The following is a 22,686-nucleotide window of genomic DNA, read 5'->3' on the forward strand; positions in this document are numbered from 1 at the left end:
AAGTATTACTTCGATTACGTTGAAAAGTAAAATAAGTGGCTAATGTATCGCTGCTGCACTACTAAAAATAGGCAGCCTTAATAAAGGCTGCCTGCCATTTCGCGTTTATTAATCGCGAGTTGGTGTTACCTTAGGTGAATAAACTTGTGGTTTTTTATGTACTTCTACAAACTTTTCACTAACATCCGATTTGTCTGATGCAGCTGCTTTAGTTAACGAAGGAGTTAATGCTTTGGTGCTCTGTAGCAGCTTAGAATCCGAAGCAAAGCCAAGCATTTCAAAGTCATCAATTATCCAGCCTCTAAAGCCATTGTAGAGCCCATCATTCGTTTGGAAGTCAAAACGTATGACAACTGATTGACCTACATAATCAGTTAGATCTAGCTCTTCAAGCACCCAAACAGGTTTACGATTATAACCACCCGATGAGAATGGTTTTGCCTTACGATCTGCCTCATTTGGATCAACAAAAGGGTTTAGCTTCTTAAGTGTTTCAAAGGTTTCACCACTGTCAGTACTTATTTGCACTTCCATGATATCGTATCCATTCTCATTAGGATTTACTGATTCAATTTCCCACCATGTTCTAAATTTAAGAAGTGCGGCACTAACTGATGTCAAGTCAATCGCAGGCGATACAAGCTGTCCTGAATTTGCTTGCTCTGAGCCCCCGCCACTAAGAAGGTAATCATTACTGTTTTGTGTGCCTATGAATGTACCCGTATCTTCTTGACCATACCACCACGCACTGTTACCGCTCGATGCTTTAGGTAATAACGCTTTTGGGCCTTCCTCATCTGGCGCTAGAGAAGTATATCCTCCATCAACTAAGGTATTAGTAATGCTATTATTTGCGAGGTCAACCTGGTTCCAAAATCCTGTAAATTGCCAGCTATTTTCACCTTCTTCAAAGCCATCAGAAAATATTATTTGCTCTTCTAAATTTTGGCTAACAAGTGTGAAATTCTCTAGACGCTCTTTACCTGCCAATATGATAACTTCTTCACGCACTGAGGTTGTATAACCAAATGCAGAAACTTCCATTATGAAAGATTCAATTTCATCACCATCCGAATCACTTTTTGAAATATTCGAAATAGCAAATTCACCATTACTATCAGTAGTTGAAGCGGCAAAGAAACCATTTGTTTGCTCACCACCAGAAATCCTTACAGAGGCACCTTCTAATGGATTACCGTTACCATCAACAATAAAACCACTTAAAGAGCCAACAGCACCAACTTCAGCAGATGCTAAATTTAAGGTTGTTTGAATTGTACTTTCATCATTAACGATGATTGAGGTAGCGGCTGTTTGGTAAGCTTCTTTAGTGCCATATGCTTTATATGATCCCGCTTCTAAGTACATATTACTAACACCTAACGAATCTGTGTAGCTAGACATTTCAAAGTTTTGTCCTGTGTCAGATTCAAGGCTAATTTGTACGCCCACTTGCGGCTCAAGGGATACAGTGTCTTTTGCGGTTAATATGACTGTTGAGTACTCAAATTCAAACTCCTTAACAACAACAACTTCTGATCCACTCGTAGGGTTAAGCAAGTTAATAGTTGCAAGCAAGCGATGCCTTGAAGCGCTCGTATCAAGATCAACTAGTAATTCGCTTTCAGTTGTTGAGCTAGCTTTAACCGTTTGCCATTTATCTGAGGCACCAAAAGACTGCAGTTCCCAATCGATATTTTCTACTTGTAAATCAGTATCTATCGAGTCAAATAATAGTTGTGTTTGAGCCGTAAAAGGATCGGGTATAGCATTTGAAATGATCACTTTGCTATCAATAATTGCCTGTGCTTTTTCTAAGGCTTTTTGTGCATTAACAATTGGAATTTGGTGAGCTAACGTCGCAATATTAGTCCCCTTATCCACACTCTCTGATGGAGTAATATAACGCTCAGTCACAAACTCTGTTGCACTATCAATTAATATATTTTTTACCTCTTCGCCTGTAAAATCTGGGTAAATAGAATATATGAGTGAAGCCACCCCTGTTACTATAGCTGCACCTGAAGATGTCCCCGAAAAAGCACTTGTACCATCTCCATATTGACTATCTGTATAATATTGAGAATTTGACTTCAAGGTTTTATAAGAAGTCGGTGCTGCTATATCTACTGAGCTCCCATAGTTACTATAAAAAGGTAAACGGTTATCATCACCAACAACGGCAACAAACATCACGTTCTGCTGCTTTTGTAAATTACCGTTACTAGTAAAGTGAAGAGCTGAGCTATGTAAGCGTGCATCCACACCGTAAACATTATTGCTGTTGCCCGCACCATTGCCGATGCCATTACCTGCAGACCACACTAATAACTTATCTAAATTACTTTCTGCTATTTTTCGGTAGGGTCTAGAAGCGACTAGAGCAAGCGTATTTCGCTCTTCTAAGCTAACAATGTTCGATGGGTCGAAAGAAACTGGAATATAACCAGGGATTGACCATGAGCTATTTACCGTCACAACACCTGCTTTTGATAATAAAGCTTTAAGGCTTTCTTTACCCCAATTACCTAAGATTAATTGAGAAGACCAGTTAATCCCAGACATGCCTGTCCCATTATTGGTAGCGGCACCAATAGTACCTGCTACAGCTGTACCATGATCAGAAACTTGGGACGTCAATACTTCAGAGTAGCGTCCTTTTAGCTCTGGATGGGTTGTATCAAAGCCACCATCAGAAATTGCTACTAAAACATCAGTGCTACCCGTTGTAAAGTCCCATGCAGCCGTTGCTAATATTTTCTCTAGATGCCAGTTATCGCCGCCATCAGTGAAGTCACTACCGTCATTTGGTATTGTATCTTCTTGTCGTAATACGTTCTGCCCTTCAAAAACACGGTTATCAACACTTGAAACGCCCTGCTCTAGCTTTAACAGCTCCATTGCTTCTTTAATCTTTAAATCACTTTCATCATATTCAACTAATAAGCCCTGTGTTTCGTCATAACCTTTTACAACTAACTGCTCATAATTAGCCACGAGCGTTTTAAGTGCATCCTTATCAAGTGAAGACGAGTAGACCCAAGATTGATTTGATATCGCCCCTATTAGCTCGTTAACTTCAGTAGTATCATCATTACCAGAAACTTTTAACACATCAAATTCAAAACTTGGAGTAATACTAAATGTTGTACTTTTAACGCTATCATTATCTTTTGACTGCGCAATTAATTTATACTCACCCACGGCAGTTGGAGTAAGAGTTACTGATTGATCTTCAGATTTAGTTAACGTTAATGCTGAAGTCTCTGGTTGCATTTCCACCTGCCAGTTAATTTCACCTAAATCATCGTCAGAAATAAAATTAATAGCCACTTCTTGGTTTTGTACTGGCACAGAACTAAAGCTAATTGCGGTATTGCTTAGCTGTGCAAATACCGGATTAACTGTAATAATCACACTACCAGTGACCACCTCACCTGCAGAGTCTTTGACTGATAACTGAAACTCTAAATTTGCTTGCTCAGAGACATCTGGCGCTATAAATGAGGTCGAAGCAGTTGTTGATGTGTTCAACTCAACACTTGTCCCATCAGTTTGAGACCATTCATATGATAACTCGCTGCCTTCAGGGTCCGTTCCCTGAGCAGTTAAAACAACTTCAGTATTTTCATCAACACTTTGATCATCTCCCATTACTAACGCTGGAGGCTTATTTTGTAATGCTGTTGGTTCGACACTTTTATCATCACTTCCACACCCAACCAAAGACGTTATAGTGATCGCAAGTAGTAATTTTTTAAAATATTTAACTTCTGTATTTAATCCAAATTTAGTTTGTCGCATTCCTGCTCCTTTTTAAAATCCATGATAAATATTTACTTAGCTAATAAAAAACGATTTTACGTCTCTATAAAGATAGATAAATCCTCATAGAAACACGCTAAAATTGCGAGAGTAAATAATAGATTGATTGCGGCAGGAAGTTACAGATCATGGTAAAGACGAGATCCAACTTCCTTGTTGCTATGATTAGTATTTAATATAGTTAAGCTAATAGTTTTATACCAATCAATTTCTTATTTAAAGAGTAATTCTTTGTATAATTATAAAGCACTGGTTTATTTAATAATAAAAAACAGAACTTAATTAACATTAGCATTACGAGAGAGAGAAAACCATAGTCTATTCTTCAAGATTGAATTTATATTAATATATTTTTTATTTAGCTGTTTTAGCTTATTTTTATTCAGTATTTGAGTCTATTCGATTTGAAAAAGACATCACCTTATTAAGCGTTGTGTTATGGTTTTGTAAAAAATAGAAATGAGATCAGTTATTTTCCGCACTAAAAAACGAGACGAATTGTATGGGCTTTTACAACTAAAGTAACAATAAGGCGTGATAGTAAATATAAGCAGACTAATCTTTCACTTTATTGATATTTTTAATAATACCTAAACAGTAAAGAGTATTACCAAGTTCTTTACGCTGTGTTTTTTCACCTGAGGTTTTATTGGCTAAGCTAGTTAACATATCGTACCGTTTACGTAGAGTTAGTATATATCTGGCATGTCTACGGCATTCAAAGCAATGAGTACAGTGTGAATCGACCCAAAATCTTAACGTTTCAAACCAATATTGCTGCTCTTGAGCAAAAAAAATAAATGCCTTAGAGCAAGTCCCGCACTTCTCTTCAATATCAACATAAAGTGCCCGAGGATAAATGGCATAGTTTTGCTTTTTTATATCAGCCAATATTACCGTATTAGGGAAGTATTTAAGGCTCGAGTAACGCCAGTGCGCATTCTCTATCGCCTCTATTGTCACTGGGGTATTGGTAGTTATTGGTGTATTGCCATACCTTGGGTGATTTAGATACATGAGCTGCCTAGTTTAAACTTATGATTTTAAGGTATAAAACATGCCATATAAGAAAACAATAATTATACAGGCGTTCCTGCTTCATCACACTCTACAATATCGGTCTCGGTTAATGCCTGAGTGATCCATGCTTGCAATACTGGGCAGCGCATAACAAAGTCACAATATTGTTGCGCCTCTGGCGATAACATAATTTGATAGGTTTTTAAACGCAATACAATAGGTACGTACATAGCATCAGCAATACTAAAATCACCAAAAAACCACTCATTTGGAAACACATCTTGTTGCTGTGCAAATATCTCGTCTATACGGGCTATGTCTTTTAATGCTTCGCTCGATAGGTCTACTTTACGGGTAGCTCTTATATTCATTGGCATTTCGCTGCGCAGCGCCATAAAGCCTGAATGCATTTCAGCGCTTAGCGCACGCGCTTTAGCTCTTTGGGTAATATATTTTGGCCATGCAGCGCCCGATAAGTAAGCATCGTTAATATATTCACAAATTGCTAGTGAATCCCATACCTGTAAATCGCCATCAATTAACGCTGGAACTTTTTGCACAGCAAAGGTCTTTTTTAGTTCATTGTAAAAATCAGGGGTGTCGAGTACCAGCTGGGTTTCACTAAACTCAACATCAAATTTACTCATTAAATACCATGCGCGTAATGACCAGCTAGAGTAGTTTTTATTACCGATAAATAATTGCATATTGTAGATACCAAAGTGAATAGACGCTCCTACCATACTAGGTGATTTAACAACCAACAACATTTTGTTTAAAGTCTCTTTGCTAACTGTTACTTAGAGCTATTAATTACTCACTCAACTGCTTGTTTAAATGCTTTTTTAATAGTTGTGTATTACGCGTGTTAGCTTTAAAAAAAGCATCAAAAACATCGCCAAAAAATGGCACTAAACCGCCCACAAAGTCTATGAGCATATTGATAATCATCTTAGTTTTTATACGTTTACTCACACCTAAACGCTGGGCTTCTATCAGCACATAACTTGATAAAATTAGCCCTGCGGCATCACCTATAACGGGAATTAAACCAATCACAGCCTCCAAACCTATATTAAATTTAGTAAAAGGAATACCAATGCTGCTATCAGTTAACTTACTGAATCGCTCTAAGCGGGCTATTGCAGCTTGGGCTTTCATTTGTGAGTGTTCATTAATATTATCGTTCATGATTACTACCCTCCTTCTTGCAGTATATAGGGCCTACTTGAACAACTCCTGAAAGGCTTTAAACTAAATTACAGACATAAAAAAACGCGGTAGTCCGCGTTTTTTATAATTATAAATACTTACACAGAGCCGTTAATTGGCCCGTGTTCGTGGTTTACATGTGGATTTTGTCCGCGTTGGCGCAGTAAATGATCCATTAATGTAATAGCCATCATTGCCTCAGCAATCGGGATTGCACGAATGCCAACACACGGATCGTGACGACCTTTGGTGATCATCTCAACCGCTTCGTTGCTTGTATTAATGCTGTTACCTGGGATGGTAATACTCGACGTTGGTTTTAGCGCAATAGAAGCAATAATATCTTGCCCTGTCGAAATACCCGCAAGTACGCCACCTGCATGGTTTGATGTAAAACCTTCAGGGGTTAGCTCGTCGCGATGCTCAGAGCCTTTTTGCTCAACTACGTCAAAGCCATCACCAATTTCAACGCCTTTAACTGCATTAATACTCATTAATGAGTGTGCAAGCTCGGCATCAAGGCGGTCAAATACTGGCTCACCAAGACCAACAGGTACATTGCTTGCCACTACTTTTACTTTAGCGCCAACTGAGTCACCTTGCTTTTTAAGGTCACGCATATATTCGTCAAGCGCTTCAAGCTTACTTGCATCAGGGAAGAAGAATAAGTTATTTTCAACTTCGTCCCAATCAAACGTTTCCGCCTTAATAGGACCTAGCTGGCTTAAGCATGCTTTAACTTCAATACCATGAAATTGCTTTAAGTATTTTTTAGCGATAGCGCCTGCCGCTACGCGTATTGCGGTTTCACGTGCAGACGAACGGCCGCCACCACGATAATCGCGCAGGCCGTACTTATGCCAATACGTGTAATCGCCATGACCTGGGCGAAATACATCTTTAATTTTGCCGTAATCTTGCGAACGTTGATCGGTGTTTTCAATTAATAAACCAATGCTAGTACCTGTGGTTTTACCTTCAAAAACGCCTGCTAATATTTTTATTTGATCGCTTTCACGGCGCTGCGTTGTATAACGGCTTTGGCCTGGTTTTCGGCGATCTAAATCAATTTGTAAGTCGGCCTCTGTGATTTCAAGACCTGCGGGAGTACCATCAACAACGCCGCCTAACGCAACGCCGTGGCTCTCACCAAAGGTGGACACTTTAAATAACTGTCCAATGCTATTACCTGCCATTAACTTTCCTCATTCCTAATGACTACCAATAGCCAAGCACACGGCTTGGCTATTCATTTTTTACTTATTTTGCAAAATACTCATCTAGCTGCTTTTTGCTAATTACAAATACACCTAAGCCGCCTTGTTCAAATTCAATCCATTCAAACGGCGCGCCCGGATACAGTGCATCCATATGTACCATAGAGTTACCAACTTCTACAAATAACAAACCGTTATCAGTTAGGTGTTCACTCGCTTCACTTAAAATAGTACGGGTTACATCTAAACCATCGTGGCCTGATGCAAGCCCAAGCTCTGGTTCATGATGAAATTCACGTGGTAAGTCAGCCATATCTTCTGCATCAACATATGGTGGGTTTGCTACTATTAGGTCGTATTTTTGACCTGGTACACCGCTAAATACATCAGACTGAATGGGTAACACACGATCACTTAACATGTAATCGTTAATGTTAATGTCTGTCACTTCAAGCGCTTCATACGATATATCTACCGCATCAACTTGTGCCTGCTCAAAAGCTTGCGCAAGTGCAATTGCGATACAACCCGAACCTGTACATAAATCTAATATACGGTTAACCGATTGTGGCTCTTCAAGCCAGGGTGTAAAGCGGTTGCTGATAAGCTCAGCAAACGGTGAGCGAGGTATAAGTACACGTTCATCCACATAAAATGGCATACCCGCAAACCATGCAATGTTTGTTAAGTAAGGTACTGGTGTGCAGTCGTTAATACGTTCTGCAATAAGACCCGCAAGTCGGTTTTTTTCTGTGCTTGTTAAACGCGCGTGCATTAATTCTTTTGGCGCATCAACAGGCAAGCTAAGCGCAGGCAGTAATAAGCTTACAGCTTCATCCCATGCGTTATCTGTACCGTGTCCAAAAAATATACTACTACTTGCAAATTGGCTTGTAGTCCAACGTAACCAGTCATGTAAAGTTGACAGTTCTGCAACGGCTTCTTCGAGTGTTGCTTCTTCTATTTGTAAATCGCTCATATATTTTTACCTGTATTAGCTTACTGACTGTTTTGAGTCTTTAAGACGATTGCATTGCCTATCTGCGCTGGGCAAATTACAATTGCCCCTCATTTAAGTATTGTACCGCCTTTTGCGCTGCGTTTTTACGTTTTTTTGTTTAGGTAATAGTTATGAAAAAAGACACTCCATCACATTCGTCCCTAAGCAATGACGACATAAGCTTATTTCGTCAAACGATCACAGGCGCCAAAGTATTTAAACAAGATACTCATCGTTTTGATACAAAGCCTAAGGTGTCACAAGCTAAGCAATTTGCCCAGCAAAAAAAGCAGGCTCAATCTGAATTTTTCTTCTCAGACGTTTATATTCCCGATATAGACACCCACGGCACGGTTAAATATGTAAAACCAGGCCAAGATACCTTCCTAGCTAAACAGCTTCGCCGTGGTGACTTTGCACCCGATTTGACGCTAGATTTACATGGCTTAAATAAAGAACTTGCTAAAGATGAACTCGCTGGACTCATTCACGAATGTAAAAAGCAGCATTACTATTGTGCATGTGTAGTGCACGGTATTGGCGGCGGCGTACTAAAGCACAAAGTGCCTCAGTACTTAGTACAGCACCCTGACGTAATAGCGATGCACCAAGCCCCTCTCGAATATGGTGGTAGAGGCGCTGTACTCATACTAATTAATTTACCGCAAAGTGATGAATTTAGACGCTAACTATAGCTATTACTAGGATGTAACTACGTGCATATTTTTTCAATTATTTTTCCGCTCATTTTTATTGTTGCGTTTGGTTATAGCTGTTGCCGATTAAAATTTTTCGAAAAGCAGCATATTGCAGGCTTAAGTAAATTTACTTTTTATATTAGTTTGCCTGCTTTTTTATTGTTAAATATGTCGCAAATTAACTTACAGCAAAGCATTAGCCTTTTTGCATTTTTGAGTTTTTACATACCCGTTCTGAGCGTGTTTGGGGTGGGTATTTTAATTGATCGCTTTTATTTAAATAAAAAGTATTTAAAAAATTACCAACAACACGGCGTCTTTGGACTTGCTTCTAGCTATTCAAATATGGTGTTAGTGGGTATTCCTATTGTTATTGCATCGCTTGGCAAAGAGATGATAGCCATTGCGTTTATGATCATTACTTTTCATAGCACATTGTTATTTGCACTTACTTTTTTAATAGGCGCTAAAGGCAGTAGCGATAAATTTTCGTGGTCGCATTTTGGGAAAAGTATGGTGTTAAATCCAATAGTACTGAGTATTGGGTGCGGGCTTATATTAAACATATTAGGAGTAACACTGTTCACCGACTTAGCAAATAGTTTGGAGCTATTAGCTAAACCAGCAATTGCCTGTGCGCTATTTGTACTTGGTGCAAATTTAGCTTTTTATAAAATAGCAGCAAATTGGCAACCCGCGTTAATAGCATCAATTTTAAAAATATTTTTATTGCCTGCGCTAGTTTTATTGGTAGGCACCTATGTATTTAAGCTAGACACGCAAATACTTAATGTATTGGTACTTTTAAGTGCGTCCCCTGTTGGCGTAAATGCTTATCTTATTGCGACTCAAATAAAGCAGCATGAAGCTACTCTTGCTGGGGCTGTCGTACTTTCTACTATCTTAAGTGTTATTAGCTTTACGTTTTGGCTAGCTTTACTACTTTAGCTTACAAACCGCCGGCTACATCAACAAAGCTACCCGTTGTAAAAGAAGCGTGCTCTGAAGCTAAAAAGTAAATTGCTGCAGCAACCTCTTCGGGTGTACCGCCTCTGCCAAGGGGTAGTTTACTTTTAAGACGATCGACTCGATTTTTTTCGCCACCATCGCTATGCATATCAGTGTAAATAAGCCCAGGTCTAACCGAGTTAACTCGAATGCCTTTACCTGCCACCTCTTTTGCCAAGCCAATAGTAAATGTGTCCATTGCACCTTTAGATGCTGCATAATCAATGTACTCATTAGGAGAGCCCGTTTTAGCGGCCCCCGATGATACATTAACAATACTACCGCCATTTCCCATTCGCTTTATTGCCTCACGGCTACATAAAAAAGCACTGGTAATATTTGTAGTCAAAACTTCGTTTATGCGCTCAGCACTCATTTCTAACAAAGGCATTTGTGGTTTTAAAATACCGGCGTTATTTATTAGTACATCAAGTTGGCTAAATTCTTTATCAATAAAATCAAACAACGCCAAAACATCTGCCTCTTTCGATACATCTGCTTTTATAACTTGAGCTCTAACGCTAAAGCTTCTTACTTGATCGGCTACTAGCTTCGCACTAGCTAAATCAGCTTTATAATTAATGCAAACATCATAACCATGCTTTGCAAAATATAATGCGGTAGCTGCGCCAATACCTCGACTAGAGCCAGTGATGAGTACAACGGGGGAGCGAGTCATTAAAGCTATTATTCTTTTAAAGCTGCAACGACTGAAATTTCAACAAGCAGTGCATCACGTGCCATTTTAGCTTCTACGCAGGCACGTGCTGGTGCACAACCCTCGGTTACCCACGCATCCCATACTGCATTCATATCAGCAAAGTATTCCATGCTCTTTACATAAATAGTCGCGCTAAGCATATGTTCTTTTGAACTTCCCGCTTCATCAAGCAATGCCTCTACTTTATCAAGCATAGTTTGAGTTTGTTCTTTGATATCTTTTTGCGCGTCGGCGCATACCTGCCCACATAAATACACAGTGCCGTTATGTTTTACAATGCGGCTCATGCGCGCACCTGTTTGTAAACGTTCTATTGTCATTTTACTTTACTCAATTATTTATATTTAAACGTTTTCTGGGGCATTTATACTTAAATAACTACTACGCTGGGTTTGCTCATCGTAACTAATAACAGCAACAGCACCCGTATTAAAAATGGGCATATTGCCAGGGCTTAATTGGTCCACTAAGTAACTTACAATAGGCATGTGTGCCACTATAAGCCATGTATTGCATTGGGGGTGCGTAGCAATAAGTGTTTCGATGTAGTCAGCAGCAATTTGAGGTTTGCCTTCGGGAATTATATCAGACGTGGTTTCGCTAAATTTAAATACGTTATTTTTAGCCACACCTGCAGCTGTTTGCTGTGCTCGAATGTAAGGACTAACTAACAGTGCATCAGGGTAATGTGCTTTACTGAGCCAAAGGCCCATTTTTTCAGCTTCATCATGCCCTGCTTGGGTTAAATTTCTACCTGCATCATCAGCCTGCATGGGTGTTGCTTCGCCGTGGCGCATTATTAGGATTGTTTTCATAAAAAATCAACCGATTAAAGAATATAAAACAGTAGCCAGTTTGCCCGTTTGTCAGCTATATTAACAATATAAATCTATTTATTTCTAAAATAGTTCTTTCATGAGATTCAGGTAAATCTTTAAGCTGTACTTCGCTTTCCTGAAGCCATCATCTGTTGTTAACAAGTAAACGTTTAGTTTCAGGAGCATCATTTGAATATCAGCCGCAATGATAACAGAGCATACCGCGCCTTTACACTGGACAATGGTCTAAAAGTACTATTAGTGCAAGATAAAGATTCTACAAAAGCGGCAGCATCAATGGCAGTTAACGCCGGACATTTTGACGACCCTCTTGATAGGCAAGGCCTAGCACACTTTTTAGAGCACATGCTTTTTTTAGGCACTGACCAATACCCAGATTCAGGCAGTTTTAATAATTTTGTTTCGCAAGCTGGCGGCAACACCAATGCGTGGACCGGCACTGAGCATACCTGTTACTTTTTTGATATTAACAATCAAGAATTTGAACAAGCACTTACCCAATTTAGCCGTTTTTTTATTGCGCCACTTTTAAATTCAGCCGAAACAGAAAAAGAACGTAACGCAATTGAAGCCGAGTTTAAACTAAAAATAAAAGACGACGGTCGCCGTATTTATCAAGCCCATAAAGAAACGGTAAATCCAGCTCATCCATTTGCTAAATTTTCTGTAGGAAACCTACAAACCTTAGCTGACAGAGAGCGCTGTATTAGTGATGAGCTTCGTGACTTTTTTAATAGCCAGTACCAAGCTCAGTGGATGACTTTAGTTATTTGCGCAAACGAAACACTAGATACACTACAAAGCTGGACTCAAACTTACTTTGGCGCAATTAACGGCAACAAAAACCTTAAAAAGCCAGAGATCAGTGAGCCACTTTATCGCAAACAAGACATAGGAAAAATACTCCATATTGAGCCACATAAGCATATGCAAAAACTTATTATAAGTTTTGCTATGCCTAATATTGACGACTTTTATCGCCATAAAACAGTAAGTTTTATTGCCCACTTACTTGGCTATGAAGGCGCTGGTTCTCTTTATTCTATTTTAAAAGAGCAAGGCTGGATCAATGCACTTTCTGCTGGCGGTGGTATTAATGGCAGCAACTTTAAAGATTTTAATATTAGCTTAGCGCTTACCGATGAAGGTATTGAATACTTCGAAGACATTATTGAAATGGTGTTTGAATACATTTGCTTAATTAACGATAACACCGAAAAATTGCCACGCTTATACCAAGATAAAAAAAATCTATTACAAATAGCATTCGATAACCAAGAAAAGTCACGCCTGATTGATTGGGTCAGTAATTTAAGCATTAATATGCAGCATTACGATGAAGCAAACTACGTGCAAGGCGACTATTTAATGGAAGGCTTTAAAAAAGCGACCCACGAAATGGCCATGCAGTGGTTAACGCCACATAATATGCGCATCGTACTTATACATCCAGATGTAGAGCCTGAACATAAAACGGCATGGTACAACACACCATATAAAGTAGAACATATTTCACCTAGTTGGCTTGATGCCCTTAGCGAGATAAATAAGCCGTTGAGCGAAATGCTGCTACCTACAGCTAATCCTTATTTAACAAAAGAAGTGGTGTTATTTGATGTCGTAAAACCACAAACAAAACCCGAGTTATTAGTAAAAGAACCCGGTTTTGACTTTTGGTTTAAACAAGACAACACATTTCGTGTTGCTAAAGGCCATTTTTATTTGGCCATGGATTCTGATTTTGCCGTAAAAGATGTAAAACATATGGCACTCACCCGCTTATTTACAGATTTATTTATGGATAGTGTGGGCGAGCAATTTTATCCAGCAGAACTTGCGGGACTTAGCTACCACTTAACCTCGCATCAAGGTGGATTAACTCTACATACCGCGGGGCTTTCATCTAGCCAGTTAGAGCTTGTTGATCAATTAATAGATGCTTTATTTAATGTAGAGATCTGTGCAAAACGCTTTGCTGAATATAAAAAACAGCTTGTAAGGCATTGGCGCAATAGCAACCAAAACAAACCAGTCAGTGAGTTATTTAGCATTTTAGGCGCAAAAATAATGCCTTGGAACCCACAACCTGGGGAGCTTGCATCGGCATTAAAAAACACCTGTTTTCAGCAATTTAATGAGTTCAGAACAGACTTTTTTAAAGCACTACATGTTGAATCATTTTTACATGGTAACTGGCAGCAAAGTGATGCAATAGCCTTTCAAAAAAAGGTCGCAAATCACTTAAAAAACGCAACCATAATTGAAGATTTAAGACGCCCTCTTTTTGAAATTAAAAAAGTAACTCGCTACGAGTTAGAGCTTCCTTGTAACGACCATGCAATGGTTATTTACTATCAAGCGCAAACGGATTGCGTGGCCGAAAAAGTAAAAATGATGGCGTTAAATCATTTAATTAATCAAGATTACTTTAATGAATTACGAACTACACAGCAACTTGGCTACTTAGTAGGCGCAGGTTATGCACCATTTAATACGCGTGCTGGTATAGCATTTTATGTGCAGTCACCTAAGTTTGATGCAAAAACTTTATTGCATCGACATAACCGTTTTATTAAAAACTACCTTGATAACATTGATGCACTTGATGAAAACGATTGGCAACAGCAAAAACACGGCCTTAGTACTCATATTGCAGAAAAAGATAAAAACCTGCGCCTACGCTCACAACGGTTATGGCTTGCTATTGGTAACAGAGATCATGAATTTCATATGCAACAACGACTTTTAGATGCCTTAAATGCGCTAACCCTAAAAGAACTAAAAGTTTATGCACTAAGCCTATTTGATGATAATAGACCAAGATATGAGCTTTTAAGCTCGGCAAAAGTCAATAAATCTCAAAATATGCCCGTTTACTCTCAATCTCTTTGACACTAGGTTTAGCTTGTTTTAAATTATCATTTGTAAATTAGAAGTAATAAAAAAATGATAAAAATAATAATAAAACTAAGCATGCTTGTAGTACTTGCTTACTCATTTGAGCTTTTTGCCTTTGAGTCATCATTTAATTACAACTCCGACAATATACTTATACTAGCAAGCGCCATTATAGCGCTTGCTTTGCCCTATCTGTTATTTGTAATCCACAAACTTAGACGCTCACGCCGCCAACTCCGCCTTTCGGAAAAACGCCTTAAAAGTACTGTAGAAGGTAGCGGCGATACACTTTGGGACTGGAACATAAAAACAGGCGAAGTTATTCGTATTAACGATAAGTACTTAATGGATTCGACTACCTTAATGGGGTTTCCGCCAAACAAAGGCCTTATTCACCCTCACGATATTAATAACGTTGAGCACTTGTTAAAAGTACACTTTGCAGAGCAATCTGCTTTTTTTGAAGCCACCTACCGAATCAAAGATACATTTGGTCGTTGGCATTGGGTACTCGATCGCGGAAAAATAATTGAAAAAGACGCCAACTTATCACCCCTTAGAATGACAGGTACTGTTCGCGATATATCACAGTTAAAATCAACGGAAGAGCGCTTAAACCTTTTTGCTAAATGTGTTGAATCACTCACTGACGCCTTAGCAATTTACGATAAAAACTTTAAACTGGTTGATATAAACCCGAGTTTTTTAACCTTGTTTGGTGGCGTACGCGAGCAATACTTAGGAAAAGATTTCAACCTATCTGGGTATGAACCAAGCTACACAAACAGAATTATTGAAATAGTAAAAGAGCGCGAACATATCCAACAAGAAGTGAAGCTTCGTAATAGTGAGCGTGTTTTATTGCCTATAGAAATATCGATAGATGAAATTAAAAACGATCAAAATCAAATAACTAATTATGTCGTTGTTTATTCAGATTTAACAGAGCGTAAAAAAGCCGAATCGCAGTTACATAATTTATCGAATCGAGATCGCACAACTAGTCTGCCTAACCGAAATTTATTTTTTACTGATTTGCAAAAGCTAGTAAAGCTCAACTCGCATCACGCCTTGCTTGTATTCGATTTAGATAACTTTAAAAAAATAAATGACTCGTTAGGGCATCAACTAGGTGACAGCTTGTTAGCTAAACTAGCAATGCGCTTAAATAAACTAACCCGCGAAAATGATGTATTTTATCGTTTAGGCGGCGATGAGTTTGCTCTTGTAATGTCTGACACTAACGACATACATGTAATTACACGTATGGCAAAACAGTTTTTAGCAGCCATTGCTACACCATTTAAAATGGCTGGCCACGAACTGGCAATCACCTCAAGTGTAGGCATTGTATTATTTCCAGAAGACGGTAATACGCCTGAACTGCTCCTAAAAAATGCAGATACCGCGATGTATCATGCTAAAAAGAAAGGTAATAGCTACCTATTTTTTAACGACACGATGAACCGTCAAGCCGTTAAACGACTGCAAATAGAAAACCTTATGCGCTTTGGTTTAAAAGAAGATCATTTTGAAGTGTACTATCAACCAAAAATGAATATTCGAACAGGCAAGCTAACCGGAATGGAAGCATTAGTGCGCTTTATTACACCCAAAAAGGGCATTATTAGCCCAGGCGTTTTTATACCCATAGCCGAGGAAACGGGCCAAATAATTGAAATTGGCGAAGTTGTATTAAACAAAGCCTGCAGAGACGTAAAAGAATGGCTAGATAGCGGTTTATTTAGCGGCCGAGTAGCTGTCAACTTATCAGCAAAGCAATTTAGCCTCCCCGATTTAACTTCTCGTATTGACGTTATTTTGCAAAAAAACGAATTACCTTCTTACTTTTTAGAGCTTGAAATAACAGAAGGTACTGTAATGGACGACCCTAAAGAAGCCATTGCAATTATGCGTTCGTTAAGTGCCCGAGGTATTCATTTAGCAATGGATGATTTTGGTACTGGTTATTCATCATTAGCGTATTTAAAGCAATTTCCGCTTAATACACTTAAAGTAGATAAAGCATTTATAGATGACATGACCAACGAACGTGGGCGTAATATGGTCGACTCAATAGTCACTATTGCGCATAACCTTGATTTGCATGTAGTTGCTGAAGGTGTAGAACAAGCTCATCAAATTGATATACTTAAAAAGCTTAATTGCGAAACAGTACAAGGTTATTACTATTCTAAGCCACTATCAAAAAGTGAATTTACTGATTTTTTAAAGCAGCAACACACTAAAGCAGCCCCAAGCTTAATTAGAAAAAATAAAAATGTGGCGTCGATAAATTAAGGGCGCCATATACACGCATTTATACCTACATTTCTAACTAAAGCACGACGATAATGTAGATTAAATAAGCACCAGGCCACAGGCCCAAGTAAACCGCCTAAAATAAGCCATCGCTTAATTGGCATACCTTTTTTAATGGCTTCTAAATACATTAAAGCTATAAATATACTGCTTAGTAAAACTATAAACAAAATTACCCTTTAAAGTTGCTCAAAAATACGGCACTTATTCTAACGCTAACGTGATTAAATTTAAAGCAACAAATCCCCCGCGTGCACAAAAAAGCCGAATCTGTTAAACACAGATTCGGCTTTTAAAATTATAATTTATACCAATCTGCTTATATATGGGGTCTATTTAACGTTAAGAAAATTACGCTAGAACTAGGCAAAAGTTTTTATATCTAGTTGTTCTCGGCAATTGCTCCCTGCATTGCTCTACCTCCTGCATCCATGCAGTCGTAAATAAAAAACTTTTAACGACGTTATAGTGCAATTTAATTCGTTAAATTGATCAAAGATTTATGCAGGTTGGTATTACAAGTTACTTTTCAGCACGACCCATAAATTTGTGTTCAACAGTATTAATACGGATACGGTCACCTGTTGAAATATGCTCTGGCACAGAAATATTTAAGCCAGTAGACATACGTGCAGGTTTTGAACGAGCACTCGCAGATGCACCTTTGATAGATGGGTCTGTTTCTTCAACAACAAGTTCAACACTTGACGGTAAATCAAGCCCTACTGGCGCGCCATCAATAACAATTACGTGTACGCCTTGTGTTTCTTCATTAACAAATAAAATTTCTTCGCTAATAGCATCTTTGCTTAAGTTATAAGGCGTGTAATCTTCATTATCCATGAACACATACTCGTCACCATCAATGTACGATAGCATTACTTCACGGCGTGTTAAATCAGCCAGCGTTAGCATGTCACTGTCTTTGAATGTTTCGTCAACTTTACCACCGGTTACCACATCGTATAAACGCATACGGTATAAACTACCACCAGCACGACCTTGCGGCACAGAGCGCACAATATCTTTTACAACTAAAACGCGGCCATTGAAGTCAATAGCAGTACCTTTTTTAACATCACTCGCCTTTGGCATGTGTGAATTCCTATTATTTTTTTGATTGCCAGAAACATACCACGAACTGGATTTTGTTCAACTAAAATTACGTTGGTTTTACGCTACATGTTGTATTAGCTTGTAAAATTTTAATTTATACTAAAATACATATAATCAAATGTGAAAAAAACTGCTATGGTAGCTTTACCGAGTATGACTTCAAGGAATGGATCATGGACCAGAAAAAAGTACATGAGTATTTAGTTAAAAAACCACTTGTTCAGGTTACAAAACCATTTGCGCAAGAGGTTGATGTATATAAAGTGAATCATAAAATGTTTGCGACTCTTGCTATTGGCAATGACGGTCAAACTAATGATGATGGTGAGGTTATTTGGTGGCTTAACTTAAAGTGCGATCCTGATGAAGCAATATCATTGCGTGATATTTTCCCGGCAGTGATCCCTGGTTACCATATGAATAAACGCTTATGGAACACAGTAATTTTAGACGGCACAATTCCACAAGGTGAAATTGAGAGAATGATTGATAACTCATTTAATTTAGTCGTAGAAAACATGCCAGAAAAAGACCGAAAAGCTATTTCACTTCACTTGTAAACACTTTTTGGGCTAGGCTACTAGCCCATTAAAACCCTACACCTTAAGCGTATAAATTAAATCGTCATATAACTTTTCACCTATTGTATGCACTTTAAAAAGTGTATCTGTATGGGTTAAACCGCACTTACCAAGCACCTTTTCAGAACCAATATTGCCACGCGTTACGACTGCTTTAAACTGCCTAATACCACATTCTTTCCAAGCCCAGTCAATCACAGCTCTTAGGGATTCTGTCGCGTAGCCTTTATTAAAATACTCTGGCAGTAATAAATAACCAAGCTCCGCGGTTTCTCCGTCATAGGCAAAACCTGTAACACCCACAGGTTGTTTTGTTTGATTATTAATAATGAGTAAACACAGGGGATGACGTGATTTAGCATTCCACTTAGGCAAGCGTATCTCAAAGCGGTTTCTTACCAGTGACTCCATTGGCATATCAAAACAAAACTTAAGGACTTGAGGATCGCGATGAAGCGCTAGAAAAAGAGGCCAATCAGATTCTTCCATTTGGTACATGCTCAATCTTTGTGTAAATAATGTCATTAAGCTCCTCATTTATTTATAAAAACTATAAAAAAACCGCATTTAAATGCGGTTTTTTTAGATAGCAGAAACTTTATTCTTTCGTTTCAATCTCTTTAATAACTTCAGGCTCAGTTACACTTTGCTCTTGTGACTCAGTGCTTTGTACTTCAGGAGCTACAACCTCAACATGTGTTGCGTTATAAAAAGTAGCACCAGAGCTTGCCATAGTTACCAGTGATTCACATGGTGCAAAGTTAGCATCGCTGTTAGCTAATGTAGACATATCAGAGCTTATTTTACTTGCGCCTAATTTATCCATATAGCTAAACGGGCCACCTAAAAATGGTGGAAAACCAATACCAAATATTGCACCAATGTCGCCATCACGTGGGCTGGCAATAATGCCATCATCTAAACAGCGTACTGCTTCGTTAAGCATTTGCGATACACAACGCTTAGCAATTTCGCTCTTGTTTAAACGTGGAGCCGGGGTAACACCCAATAGTTCGTAAACTGACTCATCAACCTTTTTGCCTTTTTTATCGTATTCATAAAAACCACGACCAGACTTACGGCCAAGGCGTTTTGAATCAATCATACGCATAAATGCATCAGGGCCTTTAAAACGCTCGCCTAATTCTTTTTCAAGAATTGGGGCAATTTTAGAGCCAATATCAATACCTACTTCATCAAGTAGAGCCAGCGGGCCTACCGGAAAACCGAACTCAACAAGCGCTGCATCAATCTTTTCAATTGGCTCGCCTGCAAGCATCAAATTAGCAGCTTCGTTTAAGTAAGGCGCTAAAATACGGTTGACGTAAAAACCGGCCATGTCTTTTACAACAATTGGCGTTTTACCTTGCTTACGTGCAAAGTTAACAACGCGGGCAATGGTCTCTTGAGACGTACCTTCGTGTGGAATAATTTCCACTAATGGCATTTTTTCCACTGGTGAAAAGTAATGCAAGCCAATTACATTTTCAGGACGTGCTGCCTGCGCTGCAATTTGCGATATTGGTAATGATGACGTGTTACTTGCAAAAATTGTATTTGCTTGGCATTGCTGCTCTACGTCTGCAACCATACCTTGCTTAAGTGCAAGATCTTCAAACACCGCTTCTATTACTAAATCAATGTGTTTAAAGCCACTGTAGTCAGTTGTACCTGTAATACGGTTCATCGTTAACTGCACATCAGCTTTAGACATAATACGACGCTTAAGGCGCTTGTCTAAAATTTTATAGGTGTAGCTCATTGCATTACTAATGCCCTGCTCTGCTACATCTTTAATACGTACCGGTACTTTAGCTTTAACAGCACTTACGTGCGCAATGCCTGCGCCCATTAGTCCACCACCTAAAACAGCAGTTTTGCTTATTGCGGGTGCGTCATCATTGCGCCACTCTTTTTTCATTTCAGTGGTTGCAAAGAAAATACCGCGAAGCGCTTTCGATTCGTCACTCATTACAAGTGTTGCAAAGCTTTCAGCTTCTGTTTTATACGCTTTTAGCTCATCAAGCTCTACACTAGCTCGCACTGCTTTAATAATAGCTAGTGGTGCTGGGTAGTGCCCGCCCGTTTTTTTAAGTACGTTTTCTTTTGCTTTTTTAAAGATAAAGTTACGACCAAACGGGTTTGACTCTAGTAATTTACTAATATTGTCGAGCTTTGGCTCTTTTGCTTGTGGCTTTTTCTTAGTCGCAAATTCTTTTGCAACTTTTAGCAGCACACTGTGCGGTACACAGTCATCAAGCACACCTGCTTTTTTAGCTTGCTTAGGGCGAATCTGTTTACCTGTTAGCATCCACTCTAGTGCTTTTTGAATACCAACAATTTTAGTTAAGCGTTGGGTGCCGCCGCCACCAGGAAGTAAACCAAGTTGCACTTCTGGTAAGCCAATTTTTGTTAAATCACTGTCGGTACCAACACGGTAATCACATGCTAAAGCAAACTCTAAACCACCGCCTAATGCAGCGCCATGAATCGCACTTACTGTTGTGTATGGCAGTTTTGTCATATCAAAAAACGCTTGATGACATAGCTCGCTAATAGCTAAAGCATCTTCACGCTTTTGAACACTATCGAGCATTTTCACATCGGCGCCAGCAATAAAGTTATCGCTTTTTCCGCTTATAAATACCATGCCTTTTACATTTTGCGACTTAGCGTCTTCTAGTAATGCTTTTAAATCATCGGCAAAACTACTGCGCAGGGTATTCATTTTCTCGCCCGGCACATCAATCGTTACCACGGCAATTTTATTTTCATCTACCGCTAAATTAAATACTGAATCTGTCATTACGCGCTCTCCAATACAAAGGCTGCACCTAAACCACCAGCAGCACACGCTGTTGTTAATGCTAAACCGCCACCACGACGTTTAAGCTCGTGTAAGCTTTGCGTAATTAAGCGTGCACCTGTCGCTGCAAATGGGTGACCATATGCTAAAGAGCCGCCGTTAACGTTAAACTTATCCATGTTAATTTCGCCAATTGCTTTGCTGCGACCTAAATGCTCTTGTGCAAATTTGTCTGAAGCAAACATTTTCATATTGGCAAGTGTTTGCGATGCAAACGCTTCGTGCATTTCAATTAAATCTAAATCAGCAAGCGTAATACCCGCTCTATCCAGTGCAATAGGCGTTGAATGAGCTGGGCCCATTAACATGTCTTTTTCTACGCCAATTGCCGAAAATGCAAAGCTACGTACGTAACCTAGTATTTCGTAACCAAGTGCTTTTGCTTTGCTTTCGCTCATCATAAGTACGGCCGCTGCACCATCAGTTAATGGTGTGGCATTTGCGGCAGTAACAGTACCGTGCTGACGGTCAAAAACAGGTTTAAGCTTGGCGTAGCCTTCAACCGTTGAGTTTTTACGAATGTTGTTATCTTCTGAAATAAAGCTTTTATATGGCGGTAAATGCGCCGTCATTACTTCATCTTTTAACTTTCCATCAGCCCATGCTTGCGTTGCAAGTGAGTGAGAACGATGCGCTAACGCATCTTGATCTTCACGGCTAATATTATGTGTTTTAGCCATTTGCTCAGCAGTTTGCCCCATTGAAAGGCCTGTTGAGTACTCTGCAACTGCAGGAGGCACTGGTAATAAATCTTTTAAACGCAGTTTTGAAAATATTTTTAAGCGTTGACCAAGCGTACGCGCTTTATTTAAATCAACTAAGCTGCCTGCTAGCTTTTTACTAACACCAATTGGCAGTACTGATGACGAATCTGCGCCGCCTGCAATACCTACACTTACAGATCCCGCCATAATAGACTCAGCTACATTAGCAATAGCCTGAAAGCTGGTAGCACATGCGCGCGATACAGAATATGCATCGACCGATACCGGCATACCTGTGCCCAATACAATTTCACGTGCAATATTTGGCGCTTCTGGCATTTGTACTACTTGACCAAATACAAGTTGATCAATTTCTGACTTGTTGAAATTTAATCGTTCAAGCATTTCGTTAACCACCAATTTACCCATATCAAGTGCAGGTACATGGTGAAACGCTGTTGCTTGCTTTGCAAAAGGTGTACGTAAGCCGCTAACTATGGCAATACGGTCGCCCTTTGGTGTTTTTAGTATGTTTTGCTCAGACATTTATGCTCTCCCGCTGACAGGTCTGACCTGTTTGTTTTCCTCGATTCTAAACAACCCGTGTACTAAAGCCAATAGATAAACACAAATTTATATAAATAGTGTTTAATTACGAC

Annotated in this window: 19 protein-coding genes; 5 read left to right on the forward strand and 14 right to left on the reverse strand. The window is 39.1% G+C overall.

Going from position 1 to position 22,686, the window contains the following annotated elements; translation table 11 throughout:
• Positions 1-108: 108 nt before the first annotated feature.
• From PARC_RS12240 to prmB, 6 genes are all read right to left on the reverse strand, one after another.
• Positions 109-3,804, reverse strand: coding sequence for a S8 family serine peptidase (locus PARC_RS12240; protein ID WP_010554669.1), 3,696 nt, complete (start codon positions 3,802-3,804; stop codon positions 109-111).
• A gap of 576 nt (positions 3,805-4,380) precedes the next feature.
• Positions 4,381-4,842 (reverse strand): zinc-ribbon domain containing protein, encoded by a 462-nt coding sequence (locus tag PARC_RS12245; RefSeq protein ID WP_010554668.1) that lies wholly within the window; start codon positions 4,840-4,842, stop codon positions 4,381-4,383.
• A gap of 62 nt (positions 4,843-4,904) precedes the next feature.
• A complete protein-coding gene (locus tag PARC_RS12250; RefSeq protein WP_033012811.1) occupies positions 4,905-5,552 on the reverse strand; it encodes a glutathione S-transferase family protein in 648 nt (215 codons plus the stop codon).
• A 106-nt stretch (positions 5,553-5,658) separates the two neighbouring features.
• Entirely contained in the window at positions 5,659-6,036 is a 378-nt protein-coding gene (locus PARC_RS12255) for a DUF4112 domain-containing protein (protein ID WP_010554666.1), read from the reverse strand.
• A gap of 119 nt (positions 6,037-6,155) precedes the next feature.
• Positions 6,156-7,253 carry a chorismate synthase gene (aroC, locus tag PARC_RS12260; protein WP_008138551.1) on the reverse strand — a complete coding sequence of 366 codons (1,098 nt, stop codon included), beginning with the start codon at positions 7,251-7,253 and terminating at the stop codon, positions 6,156-6,158.
• 64 nt (positions 7,254-7,317) lie between these two features.
• Positions 7,318-8,253, reverse strand: coding sequence for a 50S ribosomal protein L3 N(5)-glutamine methyltransferase (gene prmB, locus PARC_RS12265; protein ID WP_007377743.1), 936 nt, complete (start codon positions 8,251-8,253; stop codon positions 7,318-7,320).
• Between the two features lie 152 nt (positions 8,254-8,405).
• Between prmB and smrB the strand changes: the two genes are divergently transcribed.
• On the forward strand, positions 8,406-8,963 hold the full coding sequence (smrB, locus tag PARC_RS12270) for an endonuclease SmrB (protein ID WP_007377742.1): 558 nt from the start codon (positions 8,406-8,408) through the stop codon (positions 8,961-8,963).
• A 27-nt stretch (positions 8,964-8,990) separates the two neighbouring features.
• Positions 8,991-9,920: an AEC family transporter gene (locus PARC_RS12275; RefSeq protein ID WP_010554665.1), complete on the forward strand. Its 930-nt coding sequence runs from the start codon at positions 8,991-8,993 to the stop codon at positions 9,918-9,920.
• A 1-nt stretch (position 9,921) separates the two neighbouring features.
• On the opposite strand, the gene PARC_RS12280 is transcribed toward PARC_RS12275, so the two are convergent.
• From PARC_RS12280 to sixA, 3 genes are read right to left on the reverse strand one after another with little or no spacing between them, the layout of a single operon-like run.
• Positions 9,922-10,659, reverse strand: coding sequence for an SDR family oxidoreductase (locus PARC_RS12280; RefSeq protein ID WP_010554664.1), 738 nt, complete (start codon positions 10,657-10,659; stop codon positions 9,922-9,924).
• A gap of 8 nt (positions 10,660-10,667) precedes the next feature.
• Positions 10,668-11,021, reverse strand: coding sequence for a RidA family protein (locus tag PARC_RS12285; RefSeq protein ID WP_010554663.1), 354 nt, complete (start codon positions 11,019-11,021; stop codon positions 10,668-10,670).
• 24 nt (positions 11,022-11,045) lie between these two features.
• Positions 11,046-11,516, reverse strand: coding sequence for a phosphohistidine phosphatase SixA (gene sixA, locus PARC_RS12290; RefSeq protein WP_007580608.1), 471 nt, complete (start codon positions 11,514-11,516; stop codon positions 11,046-11,048).
• Between the two features lie 192 nt (positions 11,517-11,708).
• Here sixA and PARC_RS12295 point away from each other — a divergent pair, with 192 nt between their 5' ends.
• Positions 11,709-14,432, forward strand: coding sequence for an insulinase family protein (locus tag PARC_RS12295; protein ID WP_010554661.1), 2,724 nt, complete (start codon positions 11,709-11,711; stop codon positions 14,430-14,432).
• A 54-nt stretch (positions 14,433-14,486) separates the two neighbouring features.
• Positions 14,487-16,739 (forward strand): sensor domain-containing protein, encoded by a 2,253-nt coding sequence (locus PARC_RS12300; RefSeq protein ID WP_010554660.1) that lies wholly within the window; start codon positions 14,487-14,489, stop codon positions 16,737-16,739.
• On the opposite strand, the gene PARC_RS21790 is transcribed toward PARC_RS12300, so the two are convergent.
• Together PARC_RS21790 and efpL are read right to left on the reverse strand one after the other, a co-directional pair.
• Positions 16,736-16,930 carry a hypothetical protein gene (locus PARC_RS21790; protein ID WP_010554659.1) on the reverse strand — a complete coding sequence of 65 codons (195 nt, stop codon included), beginning with the start codon at positions 16,928-16,930 and terminating at the stop codon, positions 16,736-16,738. The two genes, PARC_RS12300 and PARC_RS21790, sit on opposite strands and share 4 nt — an antisense overlap.
• A gap of 352 nt (positions 16,931-17,282) precedes the next feature.
• On the reverse strand, positions 17,283-17,855 hold the full coding sequence (efpL, locus tag PARC_RS12310) for an elongation factor P-like protein EfpL (RefSeq protein WP_007580599.1): 573 nt from the start codon (positions 17,853-17,855) through the stop codon (positions 17,283-17,285).
• Between the two features lie 194 nt (positions 17,856-18,049).
• Between efpL and PARC_RS12315 the strand changes: the two genes are divergently transcribed.
• Complete coding sequence (locus PARC_RS12315) at positions 18,050-18,436, forward strand: MmcQ/YjbR family DNA-binding protein (RefSeq protein ID WP_007580596.1); 387 nt, start codon at positions 18,050-18,052, stop codon at positions 18,434-18,436.
• A gap of 36 nt (positions 18,437-18,472) precedes the next feature.
• Here the strand turns inward: PARC_RS12315 and PARC_RS12320 are convergent, their stop codons facing one another.
• The 3 genes from PARC_RS12320 to fadI form a co-directional block, all read right to left on the reverse strand.
• Positions 18,473-18,982, reverse strand: a complete 510-nt coding sequence (locus tag PARC_RS12320) for a GNAT family N-acetyltransferase (protein ID WP_010554658.1) — start codon at positions 18,980-18,982, stop codon at positions 18,473-18,475.
• 73 nt (positions 18,983-19,055) lie between these two features.
• On the reverse strand, positions 19,056-21,263 hold the full coding sequence (gene fadJ / locus PARC_RS12325; protein WP_010554657.1) for a fatty acid oxidation complex subunit alpha FadJ: 2,208 nt from the start codon (positions 21,261-21,263) through the stop codon (positions 19,056-19,058).
• Complete coding sequence (gene fadI, locus PARC_RS12330) at positions 21,263-22,573, reverse strand: acetyl-CoA C-acyltransferase FadI (RefSeq protein ID WP_004335629.1); 1,311 nt, start codon at positions 22,571-22,573, stop codon at positions 21,263-21,265. Before fadI ends, fadJ begins: the two co-directional genes overlap by 1 nt.
• Between the last annotated feature and the right edge of the window lie 113 nt (positions 22,574-22,686).

Source organism: Pseudoalteromonas arctica A 37-1-2 (genome assembly GCF_000238395.3).
GTDB classification, from domain to species: Bacteria; Pseudomonadota; Gammaproteobacteria; order Enterobacterales; family Alteromonadaceae; genus Pseudoalteromonas; species Pseudoalteromonas arctica.